Origin of the sequence: uncultured Pontibacter sp., assembly GCF_947502515.1 — a bacterium.
GTDB lineage: Bacteria > Bacteroidota > Bacteroidia > Cytophagales > Hymenobacteraceae > Pontibacter.
Window position 1 is genome coordinate 41,766 of the sequence record NZ_CANNAI010000006.1, and the last position, 17,173, is coordinate 58,938.

12 protein-coding genes are annotated in these 17,173 nt (G+C 50.7%); 2 read left to right on the top strand and 10 right to left on the bottom strand.

Annotation, left to right across the window (positions count from 1 at the left end; all coding sequences use genetic code 11):
- Positions 1-20: 20 nt before the first annotated feature.
- On the top strand, positions 21-1,877 hold the full coding sequence (locus Q1A54_RS15080; protein ID WP_299989892.1) for an ABC transporter ATP-binding protein: 1,857 nt from the start codon (positions 21-23) through the stop codon (positions 1,875-1,877).
- A 50-nt stretch (positions 1,878-1,927) separates the two neighbouring features.
- Here Q1A54_RS15080 and Q1A54_RS15085 read toward each other — a convergent pair whose 3' ends face one another.
- From Q1A54_RS15085 to Q1A54_RS15120, 8 genes are all read right to left on the bottom strand, one after another.
- Positions 1,928-2,716: a DUF2490 domain-containing protein gene (locus Q1A54_RS15085; RefSeq protein WP_299989895.1), complete on the bottom strand. Its 789-nt coding sequence runs from the start codon at positions 2,714-2,716 to the stop codon at positions 1,928-1,930.
- Between the two features lie 168 nt (positions 2,717-2,884).
- Entirely contained in the window at positions 2,885-4,663 is a 1,779-nt protein-coding gene (locus Q1A54_RS15090) for an SLC13 family permease (RefSeq protein ID WP_299989898.1), read from the bottom strand.
- 190 nt (positions 4,664-4,853) lie between these two features.
- Entirely contained in the window at positions 4,854-5,285 is a 432-nt protein-coding gene (locus Q1A54_RS15095) for a hypothetical protein (protein WP_299989902.1), read from the bottom strand.
- Positions 5,286-5,406: 121 nt separating this feature from the next.
- The gene (locus tag Q1A54_RS15100) at positions 5,407-5,880 is read right to left on the bottom strand and encodes a fasciclin domain-containing protein (RefSeq protein WP_299989905.1); all 474 of its coding nucleotides are present in this window, start codon (positions 5,878-5,880) and stop codon (positions 5,407-5,409) included.
- Between the two features lie 101 nt (positions 5,881-5,981).
- The gene (locus tag Q1A54_RS15105) at positions 5,982-6,611 is read right to left on the bottom strand and encodes a rhomboid family intramembrane serine protease (RefSeq protein ID WP_196116478.1); all 630 of its coding nucleotides are present in this window, start codon (positions 6,609-6,611) and stop codon (positions 5,982-5,984) included.
- Positions 6,612-6,827: 216 nt separating this feature from the next.
- Complete coding sequence (locus Q1A54_RS15110; RefSeq protein WP_299989909.1) at positions 6,828-7,802, bottom strand: polyprenyl synthetase family protein; 975 nt, start codon at positions 7,800-7,802, stop codon at positions 6,828-6,830.
- A gap of 7 nt (positions 7,803-7,809) precedes the next feature.
- Positions 7,810-10,068: a ribonuclease R gene (rnr, locus tag Q1A54_RS15115; RefSeq protein WP_299989912.1), complete on the bottom strand. Its 2,259-nt coding sequence runs from the start codon at positions 10,066-10,068 to the stop codon at positions 7,810-7,812.
- A 343-nt stretch (positions 10,069-10,411) separates the two neighbouring features.
- Positions 10,412-12,256 carry an ABC transporter ATP-binding protein gene (locus tag Q1A54_RS15120; RefSeq protein ID WP_299989914.1) on the bottom strand — a complete coding sequence of 615 codons (1,845 nt, stop codon included), beginning with the start codon at positions 12,254-12,256 and terminating at the stop codon, positions 10,412-10,414.
- A 107-nt stretch (positions 12,257-12,363) separates the two neighbouring features.
- Between Q1A54_RS15120 and Q1A54_RS15125 the strand changes: the two genes are divergently transcribed.
- Positions 12,364-13,026 (top strand): HAD family phosphatase, encoded by a 663-nt coding sequence (locus Q1A54_RS15125; RefSeq protein WP_299989917.1) that lies wholly within the window; start codon positions 12,364-12,366, stop codon positions 13,024-13,026.
- Between the two features lie 78 nt (positions 13,027-13,104).
- On the opposite strand, the gene Q1A54_RS15130 is transcribed toward Q1A54_RS15125, so the two are convergent.
- Together Q1A54_RS15130 and ileS are read right to left on the bottom strand one after the other, a co-directional pair.
- Entirely contained in the window at positions 13,105-13,725 is a 621-nt protein-coding gene (locus Q1A54_RS15130) for a lipoprotein signal peptidase (RefSeq protein WP_196116499.1), read from the bottom strand.
- Positions 13,726-13,819: 94 nt separating this feature from the next.
- Positions 13,820-17,173: an isoleucine--tRNA ligase gene (ileS, locus tag Q1A54_RS15135; protein ID WP_299989921.1), complete on the bottom strand. Its 3,354-nt coding sequence runs from the start codon at positions 17,171-17,173 to the stop codon at positions 13,820-13,822.

Genomic DNA, 17,173 nt, shown 5'->3' on the forward strand with positions numbered 1-17,173 from the left:
TATAATTTGAATTAAAATACATGAATACCCCCCAAAAAGGAGCAAGAGCAGCATCTAGTAAAGCTAACCAGGACAAGAAAAGCTTCCGCGAGCAGGTAGGTGCCCTTAAGAATCTGCCCAAATTCTTCCGCCTGATATGGGAGACGAGCCGCAGTATGACCATCGGTAACCTGCTGCTGCGCCTTGTTAAATCGGCTATACCATTGGCCATGCTGTATGTGGGCAAGCTGATCATTGACGAGGTGATTGGGCTGATCGATGTGACAGGCGAGCGCGACCTGAGTTTTCTTTGGATACTGGTTGCGGCAGAACTGGGCCTGGCTGTGCTTTCGGATATCATTAATCGGGGCATTACGCTGCTCGACAGTCTGCTGGGTGACCTCTTCTCCAACAGAACCTCCGTGCAACTCATCGAACACGCCGCCCGGCTGGATTTGGCCCAGTTTGAGGACGCTACTTTCTATGACAAACTGGAGCGAGCAAGGCGGCAAACCATCACGCGGGTGGTGCTAATGTCGCAGGTACTCTCGCAGCTGCAGGATATGGTCACAATCGGCTTTCTGGCCGTTGGTCTGATTGCGTTCAATCCTTGGCTCATCCTGATCCTGCTGGTGGCGGTTATACCTTCTTTTCTAGGCGAAACGCACTTTAACGAGCGCACCTACTCCCTCTCCCGCTCCTGGACGCCTGAGCGCCGCGAGCTTGACTACCTGCGCTACATCGGTGCCTCCGACGAAACTGCCAAAGAGATCAAGACCTTCAACCTGTCAGGCTTTCTGGCCAGTCGCTTCAAAGAGCTCTCGGACCGCTACTATACACTAAATAAAAGCTTGATCGTGCGACGTGCAGTGTGGGGAAGCGCCCTCTCCTCTTTGGGTACTTTGGCCTACTATGGCGCCTACATTTTCATCCTGTTCCAGACGGTGGCAGGAGCTATTACAGTGGGTACACTGACCTTCCTGGCTGGTTCGTTTAGCAACATGCGCGGCCTGCTGCAGGGCATCATGACCCGCTTTTCACAGATCGCTGAGAGTGCGCTATACTTGCAGGACCTCTTTGATTTTCTGGAGCTCAAGCCCCAGATCACCCCGCCTGTCAATCCCTTGCAGATACCACGTCCTATCCAGCAGGGCTTCACCTTTGAGGATGTCGGCTTTAAGTACCACAACAGCGAAAAATGGGCGGTGCGTCACCTCTCCTTCCATCTGCGGGCAGGCGAAAAACTGGCGCTGGTGGGTGAGAACGGAGCCGGCAAAACGACGCTGGTAAAGCTCCTGGCCCGACTCTACGAACCCACCGAAGGCCGTATCCTGCTCGATGGCATTGACCTGCGCGAGTATGACCTGAACGACCTCCGCCACCAGGTGGGCATCATCTTTCAGGATTATGTGCGCTTTCAGATGACTGCCTCCGACAACATCGCCATCGGCCAAATCAGCAACATCAGTGACCGCGACCGCATACTGGGTTCGGCGCAGAAAAGCCTGGCTGACCCCGTAATTCAGCGACTGCCTGACGGGTATGAGCAGGTGCTGGGAAAACGCTTTAATAAAGGTGTAGAGCTATCGGGCGGGGAATGGCAGAAGGTGGCGCTGGCCCGCGCCTATATGCGCGACGCGCAGCTGCTCATACTCGACGAACCTACCTCCGCTCTTGATGCCCGTGCAGAGCACGAGGTATTCCTTCGCTTCTCAGAACTGATTGCCGGCAAAACGGCTGTGCTTATCTCCCACCGCTTCTCGACGGTGCGCATGGCTGACCGTATTTTGTTTCTGGAGCAAGGGCAACTAAAAGAATTGGGTTCGCATGAAGAGCTCCTGGCGCAGAATGGTAAATACGCGGAACTCTTCACGCTACAGGCAAAGGGCTATCTGTAAGGTATAGCGCGACCGCGTGACTGGCTACACTCAAACTGCCATAGGTATAGCTACTGCGCTTCTTTATCGCTTTTTTTGCTAAGATCGATTCTGTGATAGATGGCCAGATTGATGATGTGCCTGTTGTAGAACTGATAACCCGATCTGCGCTGTTGGTACCAATGCTGATAAGCTGCCTCAAACTCCAGGTTATCCAGGATAGCATAGTTCACGCCAGCATAGATGCGATTTTGGTCAAATCTGTTGTATAATATTCTCTTCCCTGCATTGACAAAGACTTCGTTATTCACTTTCAGCTTGAGCGGTTGGTTACGAATCGTTGCCAGCTTATACTCTATCCCTACCCTATACCTAAACCTGTAATTGCTATTATAGCCATTTGTCAGCCTGTCGTCAGAAGCATTCCGGAAATAGCGCTTTTCTGCTCTGTATCGGTGTGCAATGGTCAAGTTGCCTAGAGGTTGGTTGTAGTTAAGTTGAAGGTGTGGCCGGAGCTCCGGGATGGTAAGACGCACCAGGGCATCCGGCTCATTCGGGCTCTGTAGGAAATAGGTGAAACCTGCAGATGCTTCCCAGCCTTCCCCTACTTTCCGGCGAATGCTGTTGCGTACCAAGAACTGATGATGCTTGTCAGGATTGAAGAACCGTCGCTCATGCAATTCTGTGCCAAATGACCAGTTGGAATGTAATAAGAGCGTGTTGTTATAAGAGTACCAGATCAACTGCTGCTGGGTTACCTGCCGTTGACCAGGCTGGCCCATGGCGTATGTACCCATCAATAGCAGGAGAATAACCAGGAATAAAACGCGTGAGGTCATATAGAGCGTAAGGATGGGCAAAGTTTTAGATTATTCTTCTTCCGCCATGAAATGCCACACCAGTATCACACAGGCCAGACTCAGAATCGCCAGAAAAATCAGGAACAGGTCTTCTCCCATAGTTACGAAGGTATGGTATAAACAGTATGTATACGATTAGCCTGCTCTTCTGTCCCACGTGGAACAGTTTTAAAACGGAAAGAAGAACGGGATGATAAGCGAAGCCAGCAACCAAAAAAGAATGTTCAGGGGCGTGCCTACCCGCAGGTAATCTACAAATTTATAATTGCCCGGCCCGTAAATCATGGTATTGGTCTGGTAACCCATAGGCGTCATGAAGCTGAGCGAAGCCGCGAAAGTCACCGCTACCAGAAAAGGTCGTACGCTTACACCCATCTCCTTAGCCGCCACTATAGCGATTGGTGCCAGCAAGGCCGCTGTAGCATTGTTCGACATGAAGTTGGTAGACATGAACGTGATAAAGAAAAAAGCCGACAGCAAAGCATGTGGCCCATAACTGCCGATAGAGTCCACCAGAAAACCTGAAAGCAGGCCGGCCGCTCCTGTTTTTTCCAGCGCAGTACCCATGGAGAGTACTCCAGCCAACATAAAGATCACCTTCCACTCAATGGCCTTGTAGAGTTCGTCGAGTCGAATACATTTGGTCAGCACCAGCAGCACTACGCCTACCAGGGCACTCAGCACAATGTGCGCCAGCCCAGTAGCGGCCGTAAATACAACGCCAGCTCCTATCAGCAGTACTGGTATGATCTTACTGTAATCGTATTGGCTTCGCTCTGTCTCTGATATTAGCAGAATGTCCTCATTGTTGCGAAGGTTCAGGGCTTGGTCTTTGTCGGCGGCAATCAAAAGCACGTCACCGGCCGATAGGCGGGTGTGGGTCAGTTTTTCGTGCAAAATTTCGTCGCGATGTCGTATTGCCACCACCGTGGCGCCATGGTTATGCGCTCTGAAGTCAAGCTGCTTCAAGGACTTATCTACCATGTAGGAGTTAGGCGTCACAATCGCTTCGTAAAGCTTTGTGGAAGTATTGTTCAGGTCTTCTTCTTTGAGCTTCCGTTCTGATTTCAGCTTGATGCCCTTCTCCTCTTTCATCTTTTTGAGCTTCTCCACGTCGCAGCGGACCTTCAACACATCGCCTACACGCAGCATGGTGTAGGGTGTGGCATTCAGCAAATACTTGTCGCGGGTTATCTGCAGCACGTCTATGTCCAGGTTCTGCACCAGGCTGGAACTGCTGAGCGGCATACCTGCCGACGGAGACTCAGGCTGGATAACAATCTCGGTCAGATAGTCACCCATATTAAAATCATCGGTCAGGTCATCGGCCAGCTTACGGCTAGGCAGCAAAAAACGACCCGCCAAAAGCATGTACAGCACCCCAATAATCAGGAACCAGACGCCAGCTGCAGTGAGCTCAAACATGCCAATGGGTGCCTCACCCTGCGACTCGGCTATACCACTTACCAGGATGTTAGTGGAGGTGCCGATAAGCGTGCATACGCCCCCCAGCAGTGCCCCAAAAGAGAGCGGCATGAGCAATTTGGCCGGGCTAATGCGCGTGTCCCGTGCCACCTGTATCACGACGGGCATCAACAGGGCTACTACAGCGGTGTCGTTGATAAACGCGGAAAGCAGACCTGCCACCAGCATCACGGCCAGCAAACAGAGTAGATAGTTACGACGCCCCACCCGCGTGAGCAATACTCCAACGCTGCTTAGTGCACCCGATTTAAAGATGGCTGTGCTGATAACGAACATGCAGGCAACGGTGATGGTAGCGGGATTGCTGAAACCAGCAAGGCCTTCGGCAGGCGTAAGCACGCCAAGCACCATAAAAAGAGACATGACCAGAATGGCTGTCGTGTCGATAGAGAGCTTCTCGCTGACGAAAAGCACTACAGCTACCGCTATCACAGACAGAACTACGCCAATCTCGTACGTCATGCTAGAAAAGTTAAGAACAGGACTGGCCGCATGTGCTGCCAGACAGAAGGTATAGGCTATATTACCCTGACCGAAACGGGGTAATTGGTAGCTATAACTAGATTTATACCTAAACGGTTACAAAAGGTAAGGATAAGCGAAGAGGAAAAAAATACCTGAAGGAAAAGAAAATTGAGTGAAAACCACAGTGTTATACCACGGACTCATTTAGCCACTGCTCTGCGGCTTCGCAGGTCTCAAAGGTGTGGAGCGGTAAATGGCTGCGAGTTGCTAAATCGCTTACCTGCAAATTGGCTATTTTGTCAACAGGCATAACATTGGCAATCTTGCTCACTCCAATTGCTTTCATTTTGCGCCGCGATTCTTCATGCAGACTATTGAGTTGCTGCGGGTGGGTGATCATGGTACGCATATCGATAAGGAGCGTAAAGCCTTCAGAGACAAGTTGCAGTGCCTTGTCCCAATCACTCAGGAAATCAGGTATGCTGTCTGTGTTCTTCCAAAAGCCCAATATACTGTAGTATATTCGGTTCCTGATGCCATCATAGGCTATCTCATAGCACCTGTTGCGAGCTACATATTGCCTGGTGGTTGGGTCGGTATGGTGCGTCTTACTATCCATGAAGAGTTCTCGTATAGCATACGCAATCGGTTACCAGATGCTTTATACCTATTCAAGGATGAATAGGCTGATAAAGGGTAAAACGGTGCAATCCAGAATTCAGACAGGATATCTTCTGTTTTTAAGGTTGTAACATCCCTTCCAGTTCGTGCACCATACCATTTCGCAGTGCAGTGTCTGTGGTGCGCAATTTCACACCATTCAGGAGGGTGTTATCTCTCTTACGGCACACATACAGCTTCTCTCCTCCATAAGTCTGTAAGTAGTTCCCCTCTTTGAAGTCTGTGCTGGCCAATACCCCCTTGACGAGGTGTATGGCCATCATAGAGCGTATTTTCTCAACAGACTGGCCTTTCAGCTCTTGCAAGCGTGCTTCAGGAGGCATCAATAAGGTATAGGAGGTGCTACCAGAAAGAGCAGGAGCCATACCTGCAGTGGTCAAAAGCTCGGCCAGCAAGGGCCGCTCGTTAATAACATACTCCATAATAGTGGTACGCTTCAGGCTGACATTCTGCGCAGCGGCTGGTTTACTAACCAGAAGAAAGGCTAGAATAAGTACTACTCCCAGGTATATATAATATAGTTTCGATTTCATCCGTACAAATGCTTGTCTTTTGCATTTATACGGAATTCACCGCCTGTCAGCCTGATTTTAATTTTTAAGAATCAGGCCAATAAAGTGCAATTATATTTCCCCTATAAAAAAGGCAAACGCCAGTTGCTGATTTGTTCGATAAACAAAGGACCTGCCTTTGGTACTAAGGCCAGGCTTATGACCATACCGTACACTGCACCGTAAAAGTGTGCGTCGTGGTTAATGTTATCGCCCATACGCTTGCCCTGGAAGTAAGAGTACATTAGGTATAGAATGCCCAGGATGAAACCAGGTATACAAAGAATAGCATAAAGGCAAATATCCTGTGTCGGGTAAAAGAGGATGCTCGAAAACACGACAGAAGCAACTCCACCGGAAGCACCTAAGGCACGGTAAGACGGATCGTGGCGATGCTTCAGAAAGGTAGGTATATCCGACACGATAATGCCGCCCAGATAGATCAGCATGTAGATCAGGATACCGGTTACATCTCCGAAAATAGCGCCAAACGTCATCTCAACAGCATTGCCGAAGAAAAACAGCGTGAACATGTTGAAGAACAGGTGGGTGTAATCGGCGTGCAGGAAACCCGATGTCAGGAAACGATGCCAGGAATTGTCACTGGCTACAGAATAAGGATGGAAGATCCAGTTCTGCATCAGCTCGTAATTCTTCCAGGCATACCAGGATATACCTACTGTAATGATGATCAGGATAACTGTAACGCTCATTTTTCTATTGAGTGATTGAGTGAGTTAGCGTTTGAGTGAATTAAGAATTCCTTATATGCTCAAACGCTTGATTTTGGCTGGCACTAAATTCTTGTTGTAAGCCGATTAATTGACTTGGGCCTTCGATTAGGCTTTCAGGTATAAGGTCATTATTTGCAAGACTTACTTTACCTGAAAACTGCTCCCTGCGAACCAGCAATCTAACAATTAACAATACTAACTATCTCTTTCCATCAGCTGCAGAGCCAGACCATGGATAGTGGCTTTTCGCTCGATGGGCACCTGCACAGCCTCCAGGTGATACAGTGCCTGTTGGAAATAGTGGTCGATTTGCTGTTCAGTTTGCTTGCGGATATTGAGCTGGTCGTACACGGCGGTAATGGCTTGCACCTTTTCTTCGGCCGTCTCGGCATCGGTTTTGTCGCGCCAGTCTAAGATGGTTTGCAGTTGCTCGTTGTTAGCCTGCTCCAAAGCCGTGAGCATCAGGAACGTCTTTTTGTCTGAGAGGATATCGCCGCCCACTTGCTTGCCGAACTTATCTTTGTCGCCATACACGTCGAGCAAATCGTCGCGCAGTTGGAAAGCGATGCCTACGTTGTCGCCAAATTGCTTCAGGTGCTCGGCGTCGCTGTCTGGCGCTCCCTGTAGGATGGCCCCCAGTTCCAGACTGAAACCCAAAAGCACAGCTGTCTTGAGCGTAATCATCTGGATATACTCTTCGATGCTTACTAACTCACGCTGCTCAAAGTTCATGTCGAGTTGCTGGCCTTCGCATACCTCAGCGGCTGTTTTGCTGAAGAGTTGCAACACCTTGCCCAGTTTGTCGGGTTCTATACCTAGCATCATTTCGTAAGCGCGCACGAGCATTACGTCGCCACTCAGAATGGCCGTATTAGCATCCCACTTCTCATGAACGGTAGGGTTGCCGCGGCGCAGTGGGGCCTTGTCCATGATGTCGTCGTGCATGAGCGTGAAGTTGTGGAAAACCTCTACCGCCGCAGCGGGCAATAGCACGTTTTCCACATCATCATCATACATTTTTGCAGCCAGAAGCACCAGTAAGGGCCTTATTCGCTTTCCGCCCAAGGACATGATGTAGCGGATAGGCTCGTACAATTCCGCAGGCTCGTCGCCGTAGCGGAGGGTATTCAGAGTTTGGTTAAGCTGGGTTGAAAGCTGCGTGATATCCACAGGGGTGTTAGTGTGTTTTAAGGGTTTCTACCAGTTCCATGTCGATGGTGCGCTCGGCCATATTGGCGCTTACGATCTCGACCATCACCTCGTCACCAAACGAGATAATGCGCTTCGACTGACGACCAATGATGCGGTAGTTGTTGGCGTCCAGTTCGTAGTAGTCGTCGTTCAGACTCGACAGGCGCACCATACCTTCGCACTTGTTCTCTTCAATCTCCACAAATATACCCCATTCTGTCACACCAGACACAATTCCTTTGTATTGGTTACCGATGGTGTCCTTCATGAACTCCACCTGCTTGTACTTAATAGAGGCACGCTCGGCGTCGGCGGCACGTTTCTCCATTTCTGAAGAATGGCGGCAGCGCTCTTCATAAGCCTCTTTGTCCTCCGACTGACCACCGTCCAGATAATGCTGCAACAGGCGATGTGCCATCATATCCGGGTAACGGCGAATCGGCGACGTAAAGTGCGAGTAGTGATCAAAGGCCAGACCGAAGTGCCCCTCGGGCTCGGTGCTATACTTGGCTTTGGCCATCGTACGGATCGCCAGATTCTGTAGTACGCTCTGCTCCGGTTTGCCCTCTATTTCGTGTGTCAGGTTATTCAGTTCCTCAGAGATATCTCCATCAGGGTCCACCTTATACCCGAATTTGCGCGCGAAAACAGAGAAAGTATTCAGTTTGTCTGGATCCGGTGAGCCGTGCGTACGGTATACCATGGTCGGGCGCTTCTTGCCTTTGCCTTTGTTGTAGACAAACTCAGCCACCTTTTTGTTTGCCAACAGCATGAACTCTTCGATCAGCTTGTGGGCGTCTTTGCGCTCCTTTACATAAATGGATAGTGGCTTGCCGTTCTCATCCAGCTTGAACTTCACCTCCGTGGTTTCAAAGCTAATGGCACCGTTTTTAAAGCGCTTGGCCTGTAGTTTTTTGGCAATGTTGTTCAGGACATTGATCTCTTCAGCAAAGTCTCCCTCCCCTGTCTCGATGCGTTCCTGCGCCTCTTCGTAAGCAAAGCGGCGGTCAGAGTAGGTTACTGTGCGACCATACCAAGTATCGTACAGTTTGCCGTTGTCGTCGATCTCAAACACTACCGAGAACGTGAATTTCTCTTCGTTCGGACGAAGCGAGCAAAGGCCGTTTGAAAGGCGCTCCGGCAACATTGGGATGGTTCTATCCACCAAGTATACCGAAGTGGCTCTGTGGAAAGCTTCCTTCTCGAGTAGGCTGCGTGGGTGCACGTAATGGGTCACGTCGGCAATGTGTACGCCGATTTCCCAGTTGCCATTCTCTAGTTTCTCTATGGAGAGGGCATCATCAAAGTCTTTGGCGTCAGCAGGGTCGATGGTGAAGGTAGTGACATCACGCATGTCGCGGCGCTTGGCTATTTCGCCAGCCGGTAGCTTGTCCGAGATCTGATTGGCTTCTTCTTCCACAGCCTCCGGGAATTCAAACGGTAGTCCGAACTCGGCCATGATTGAGTGAATCTCCGCCTCGTGCTCACCCGCTGGACCGAACACACGGATTACCTCACCCGTTGGGTTCTTGCCTGGCTCTTTTGGCCATTCCACGATCTTCACCAGTACCTTGTCGCCAGCTTCAGCCCCGTTCAGGTTGCGTTCGCCCACAAACACGTCAAAGTAAAGCTTCTTGAAGTCAGGGACTACGAAACCGAAGTTTTTGGAAAGCTCCATGATGCCCACCAGTTCGGTGCGAGAGCGCTCGAGCACTTCCACGACTATACCTTCAGCACGTCCTCCCTGCATGGTCGGCAATACTTCCACTTTCACGAGGTCACCGTCCATAGCATACTTTAGGTGCTCGCGGAACACGCGCACATCGTCTTCTGTCTCTTCAGACACAATGTAGGCATACTTGCTGTTAGCCAGGTCTACGCGGCCAGTGATAATGTTCACACGCAGGTTGAGTTGGTACTTGTCGCCGTCAATCAGCAACAGTTTGTTCTCGCGCACCAGGTTCACTAGTATTCCCTGCAACTGGTCACGTCCTTTTTTGTCGACGATGCCTAGCTTGCGGGTAATCTGGCGCTGCGTGAACACTGTGTCGGGGCTGTTGGAGAACATCTCCAGCACGATGCCTTTGGCCGACTTATCTTTACCACCACCTCTGCGGTCGTCGCCTCTACGCGAACTGCTTCTTGCCGATGGTTCTCTTCTGGAAGACTCGCCTCTGCGGGAGCCGCCTTTTTCGTTGCGGCTGTCTTTATCTCTGCCGCTTTTGCTTGGTCTTTTACTTCTCATGTATCTTCTTTCTATTGGCCGGTACAGGTATACCGCACTTCAGGCCATTGCAATCATTGGTTGTAATAGTTTAGCCTCTATACGCCCACAAGGCAGACTAAGGTTAAAGCCAACTCAATTTCAGGTGAATTTATAGAGAAAAGTCTATATATGGGCTATATAGGTAGGTATATTGATCCTGATAGGGGCCTATAGCCAATGCCGTCACTTAAGCAAGTGTCTGTCATTTCAAACGCTAGTGAGAAATCTGAAATATAGCCAAGCACTTGAGATCAATCAGATCTCTCCATCCTGTCGAGATGACAATTAAGATATTCTTTCTCTTTAATTGACGGCAATGGGGCTATATCTGATAGTGCGGATAGTGCGCTATACCTGATTGCAGAGTTGCTCGCTTCTCCTGCGCCGCCATAATGGCCTCGGGCTCACCACTAGGTATAGCCTGTAGCAAGGCTCGGGTATAATCGTGTTGCGGGTTCTGGAAGAGTTGTGCAGGTATACCCTGCTCCACTAGTCGCCCCTCGTGCATCACCAGTATGCGGTCGGCCATGTGCTTGGCCACGGCCAGGTCGTGGGTGATGAAGATATAGGTCATGTTGAAATCGCGCTTGAGTTCGTTGAGCAAATTAAGGACCTGCGCCTGCACCGACACATCCAGCGCCGACACTGATTCGTCGCAAATCAACAGCTCGGGTTGCAGTGCCAGGGCCCGTGCAATAGCGATGCGCTGCCGCTGCCCGCCCGAAAAGGCCTGTGGATAACGCTGCGCGTGCTCGGCCATAAGCCCTACTTTCTCAAGCAGTTCCACCATCTTCAAACGGCGTTCCTTGTCGCTCCCGTGCAGTTTATGCACACGCATGGGCTCCAGGATAGCTTCGCCTACGGTGTGCATGGGGTTGAGTGAGGTATAAGGATCCTGAAAGATCATCTGAAAAAGGCGGCGGTTTTGGCGCAGGGTCTCCGCATTCATTCCGGCAATATCATTACCTTCGAATAGCACACGACCCACTGTGGGCTCCACCAGCCGCAGTATAGCTCGCCCTAGCGTCGTCTTACCACTCCCCGACTCGCCGACCAATGCAATCGTTTCGCCGTGCTTCACTTCAAAGCTCACCCCGTCCACGGCTTTTACATGACCTGTGGTGCGGGAAAAGATTCCTTTCTTTATCGGGAAATGCACCTGCAGGTCTTGCACCTGCAGCAATGGGGGTTTCTGGCTATTGTCGCGCTGTTGTTTTATATCTGAGACTGTTCCTACATAAGCATTCACCACATCCACCAATGACGGTTCGTATACCTGCGGCTGCTTCTCGCGAACGTTACCTTGCGCATCTTCCTCCATGAAATCAGCCACCGTCGGCAGTTTGGCTTGCGACTTGATGCTCAGTGTGGGGCGGCAGGCCAGCAAGCCTTTAGTATAGGGGTGCTGCGGGTTGGTAAAGATATCGAGCACCTTGCCCTGCTCTACAATACGTCCTTTGTACATCACCAGCACCCGGTCAGCTACTTCAGCCACTACGCCTAGGTCGTGGCTAATGAATAGCACTGCCATGTTTTGCTTCACCCGCAGTTCATCGATCAGCGAAAGCATGCGGGCCTGCACTGTTACGTCCAACGCAGTGGTTGGCTCGTCGGCTATCAGGATAGCGGGCTCACAGGCCATGGCCATGGCAATCATAACTCGTTGCTTCTGTCCGCCGGATATTTGGTGTGGATAACTGTCGTAAATTTGCCCGAGCCTCGGAAGCTTAGCTTGCTCAAAAAGTTGCAATACACGTTCCTTCGCCTCTTTTTTGGAAATTTTAAGGTGCCACAAGAGTACCTCCGCCACCTGTTGTCCACAGGTATAGACGGGGTTGAGCGACGACATCGGGTCTTGAAAAATCATCCCCAGCTCACGCCCTCGGATTTGTTGCAACTGCTTTTCGGCTAACTGCAGCAAGTCCACCTCCCCAAGGCACTGCGACTGAAAGACCGCCTTCCCTCCTACCTGCGCATTCGTGTCAAGCAGTTGCATCAGTGACAATGCCGTCACTGTCTTTCCCGATCCCGATTCACCAACAATCGCCACTGCCTCCCCTGCATTTACTGTAAAAGAAACACTTTCCACCGCGTGCACTATACCTTGGCGTGTAGTGAAAGTAGTTTTCAGATCCGTGACCTGCAGTATAGGCGTAGGTATAGACAAAGGTATAGGAATAAGGTGCTTCTGGTAAAAATAAGGTTTTTTGAATGATTGCGATATCTTTCTTGTTTTCGTTTTTCGCAGTACATTTAAGATCGACGCTAAAACATATGAAAAACACTTCTGAAAACACGCTAACAGGCAACAGTACATCTACTGAAACAAATTCTAAAAGCACCATCATTTGGGATCTTGGCGCTGTATTGATCGATTGGAACCCCCATCATCTTTACCGTAAGATTTTTGATGACGAAGCACAAATGCTGCACTTCCTGGAGAATGTCTGCACGTTTGAGTGGAACGAAGAACAGGATGGCGGCCGCACGATACAGGAAGCCAATGAATACCTGATCGCAAAGCATCCGGAGCACGAAGAGCATATCAGAGCCTACTACGGTCGTTGGGAAGAAATGCTGGGTGGCCCGATTGAAGGCACTGTCGAGATTTTCCGAGAGATGAAGAACCGTGGTGAACACAAGTTTTACGCCCTCACCAACTGGTCAGCAGAGCTCTTCCCAATTGCATTGGAACGTTATGATTTCCTTAGTTGGTTTGATGGCATCGTGGTATCCGGTACTGAGAAAGACCGCAAGCCCAATCACAGCTTTTACCATACCTTGCTCAACAGGTATAAGGTGCAGCCAGCCGAAGCACTTTTCATTGATGATAACCTGCGCAATATCAAAGCTGCCGAGCAATTAGGGATAGAATCGATTCATTTCACTTCACCGGAGGACTTAAAGGAAAGGCTGGAGCGGTTGGGTATCTTATAGTCTTGCTTTTTGTAACAATAAAAAGAGGCGGCTGCTCCACATGGAACAGCCGCCTCTCTGTTTACTTATACCTATACCTTAGAATCCCTGTTGCTCAGCCGCTGGTTGCTTAGCTGGCTCATCATAGTGCGCGAAGAAGCGCTTCTGATTAAAGAGGATGATCAGCACACCAATGAAGATAGCCGAGTCTGCTACATTAAAGATTGGCCACAAGGACATAGGTTTGCCGCCTAAAATCGGAACCCAATTTGGAACGATACCTTCCCAGATATCAAAATAGAACATATCGATTACCTGCCCATGGAACCAAGGCGTTGGGGATCCATAAGGATGGTTATCAAACAACACACCGTAGAAAGTACTGTCAATCAAGTTGCCGATGGCGCCGCCCAGAATCAGGCCGATACACCAGATTAGCCCTTTAGGAGCTTTCGTCTGAACAAGGTGATAAATGTAATAGGCAATACCAAATACCGCTACCAAGCGGAATAATGACAAAATCAGCTTGCCATAGTCAGAGCCGAGCTGCACGCCGAAAGCCATACCCGGGTTCAGAGTATAGTGCAGCTTCAACCAATCGCCCAGGAGCACGATTTCGCCTGGCATACCCATTTCCATGTTGTAATGCACGATAAGCTTCACAGCTTGGTCGATGATGATGACAATCAGGGCCACCAGGTAGTACTTCCAATATTTCATGTTTCGTCAATTAGGCTGCAGTAAGTTTATTCGTCACTGCAGGATAAAGGTATAAGGTATAGCCCTAGCCATTTATACAGCTAGGGCTTTTGATTTATGCAACTACCGCCTCGGTGCGGATACGGATATTCACTTGGTAATTATCTACCTCCAAGATAGTGCCATCTACCACGTTGTCAGCCAGTTCCAAGCTCAATGCCTGTGTTTCGGCCTGTATGTAGTCGCGGAAGTTTTCCACTGCGGCGTTTACCTCAGCTACAGATGCCTGCAGCACGATGTGAATCTTATCCTGCACTTCCAGGTTGCTGTCTTTACGCAGGTTCTGGATGCGGTTCACCAGTTCGCGGGCGATACCCTCCTGTTTCAGCTCTTCGGTAATGGTCACGTCAAGCGCTACAGTCAGCTTGCCCTCGCTGGCAACCAACCAGCCTGGGATGTCCTCCGAAGAGATTTCCACGTCTTCCGGTGTCAGTACGGCGGTTTCCTCATCGCTTATCTGAAGCTCTATACCTCCCTCACGCTCCAGGTGGGCGATGTCGTCTTGGTTCATTTGCTGCACAGCGGCGGCCACCAGCTTCATCTTCGGACCAAAGACCTGACCCAGTTTCTTGAAGTTCGGCTTGATTTTCTTCACGAGAATGCCCGATGTATCGTCGATGTACTCCACGTGCTTGATGTTCACCTCACTCATGATCAGGTCTTCCACGGCCTGAATTTGCTGACGCGTCTTGTCATTCATCACAGGTATCAGGATACGCTGCAGCGGCTGACGCACTTTGATGAAGTGCTTCTTACGCAGTGAGTGCACCAGCGACGAAATAGTCTGAGCCAGCTCCATACGCTCTTCCAGGTCCTTATCTATAGCCGAATGCTCTACCTCTGGATAGTAAGCCAAATGCACCGATTCCTCTTTGTGCTTGCCGCTCACCGCATTCAGGTCGCGGTAGAGTTGCTCGGCGTAGAATGGCGCGATAGGCGACGCCAGTTTGGCAATCGTCTCCAGACAGGTATAGAGTGTCTGGTAAGCGGCCATTTTGTCTTCGTTGTACTCGCCTTTCCAGAAACGCTTGCGGTTCAGGCGCACGTACCAGTTGCTCAGGTCATCCACCACGAAATCCTGTATCGCACGAGCGGCACGGGTTGGGTCGTAGTCTTCTAAGAAAGTGTCTACCTCGGCAACCAGCGTATTCAGCTTCGAGATGATCCAACGGTCGCTTTCGGTTCTGCGCTCCAACGGCACTTCGTCCTCGGCAAAGGTGAAGTTGTCGAGGTTAGCGTATAGCGCGAAGAAAGAATACGTGTTCTGCAGCGTGCCGAAGAAACGGCGCTGGGTCTCTACAACACCCTCCGGGTTGAACTTCAGGTTGTCCCAAGGTGGCGCATTGGCAATCATATACCAGCGCACAGCGTCCGGGCCGTACTTGCCAATCATCTCGAACGGGTCGATGGCGTTGCCAAGGCGCTTGCTCATCTTGTTGCCGTTCTTATCAAGCACCAGACCGTTTGCGATAACGTTCTTGTAAGCCACGCTATCCTCCAGCATCACAGCCAAAGCGTGTAGCGTAAAGAACCAACCACGTGTCTGGTCAACCCCCTCAGCGATATAGTCGGCTGGGAAGTTCTGTTCGAATATTTCCTTGTTCTCCAGCGGGTAGTGCCATTGTGCATAAGGCATGGCGCCCGAGTCGAACCAAACGTCGATAAGGTCTGTCTCTCTGTACATTGGCTTTCCGGAGTGGCTCACCAGCACGATGTTGTCCACATACGGACGGTGCAGGTCGTTTATCTCCACGGAAGCCTCCATAAAGCCAGCGTCCACGGCACGGTCTATCTCGTCGCTTAGTTGCTGGATAGAGCCAATGCAGATCTCCTCCTCGCCGTCCTCTGTTCTCCAGATAGGCAGCGGCGTACCCCAGTAGCGCGAGCGCGACAGGTTCCAGTCCACCAGATTCTCGAGCCAGTTACCGAAACGGCCTGTACCTGTTGACTCCGGTTTCCAGTTGATGGTCTTGTTGAGCTCAATCAGTCTATCCTTTACAGCAGTGGTCTTGATGAACCAGCTATCCAGCGGATAGTAAAGCACCGGCTTATCAGTTCTCCAGCAATGCGGGTAGGTGTGCTCGTATTTCTCTACTTTAAAGGCCCTGCCCTCTTCTTTCAGTTTGATGGCAATCAGGACGTCGGTCGGCTTGTAATCAGCGGCCGACTCGTCCTCGCCTGTGTAGTTCTTCACGTACATGCCCGCAAAGTCGGTTATTTCCTTCACGAAGCGTCCTTGCTTGTCCACGAGCGGCGATGGCTTGCCGTTCTCGTCCTCTACCAACAGTGCAGGTATGTCGTTCTGGGCAGCTACCCTAAAGTCATCCGAACCGAACGTTGGCGAGATGTGTACGATACCCGTACCGTCTTCCGTCGTCACGAAATCGCCTACCACTACGCGGAAAGCGGGCTTTTCTGGCTGCACGTATGGCATCAGCTGGTGATACTCCACCCCTGCCAAATCGGCACCGATAAACTCTTCAACTATCTTGTAAGGAATCAGCTTATCGCCCGAGCTATACTCTGTCAACGGAATGCCGTCTGCCTTCGGATTGAAGAAGCGGCTCACGAGGTCCTTGGCCAGAATCACCGAAATCGGCTCGTAGGTATAGGGGTTGTAGGTACGCACTTTCACGTACTTAATGCCTTTGCCCACCGCCAAGGCAGTGTTCGCAGGAAGCGTCCAAGGGGTGGTCGTCCAAGCTAAGAAGAACACTTTTTCCTCCTCGTACTCGAACAGGAACATGTTGCGGGTGATTTTCTTCACCTCGAACTGCGCCACAATGGTCGTATCCTTCACCATCTTGTAGCAACCCGGCTGGTTGAGTTCGTGCGAGCTCAAACCCGTGCCTGCGCCCGGCGAGTATGGCTGGATGGTGTAACCCTTGTATAAAAAGCCTTTGTCGTACAGGCGCTTCAAAAGGGCCCATATCGACTCGATGTATTCGTTCTCGAAGGTGATGTACGGATTGTCAAGGTCCACCCAGTAGCCCATCTTCTCGGTCAGGTCGTCCCACTGGCTCTTGAAACGCATCACCGTTTCGCGGCAGCGCTGGTTGTACTCCTCTACCGTTATCTTCTTGCCGATATCCTCTTTCGTGATACCCAGCTCCTTTTCTACCTGCAGTTCTACGGGCAGACCGTGCGTATCCCAGCCGCCTTTGCGGTTCACCTGAAAGCCTTTCAGGGTCTTGTAGCGGCAGAAAATGTCTTTCACGGCGCGGGCCATCACGTGGTGTATGCCCGGCGTACCGTTCGCCGACGGCGGTCCTTCATAAAACACGAAAGGCTTATGCCCCTCTCTTGTCGTAACTGACCGCTGAAAGATGTTGTGTTCTTTCCAGTATGCCAGTACATCTTCGCCTACTTTGGCGTAATTCAGATTTTTGTATTCGTTATACTTTGCCAT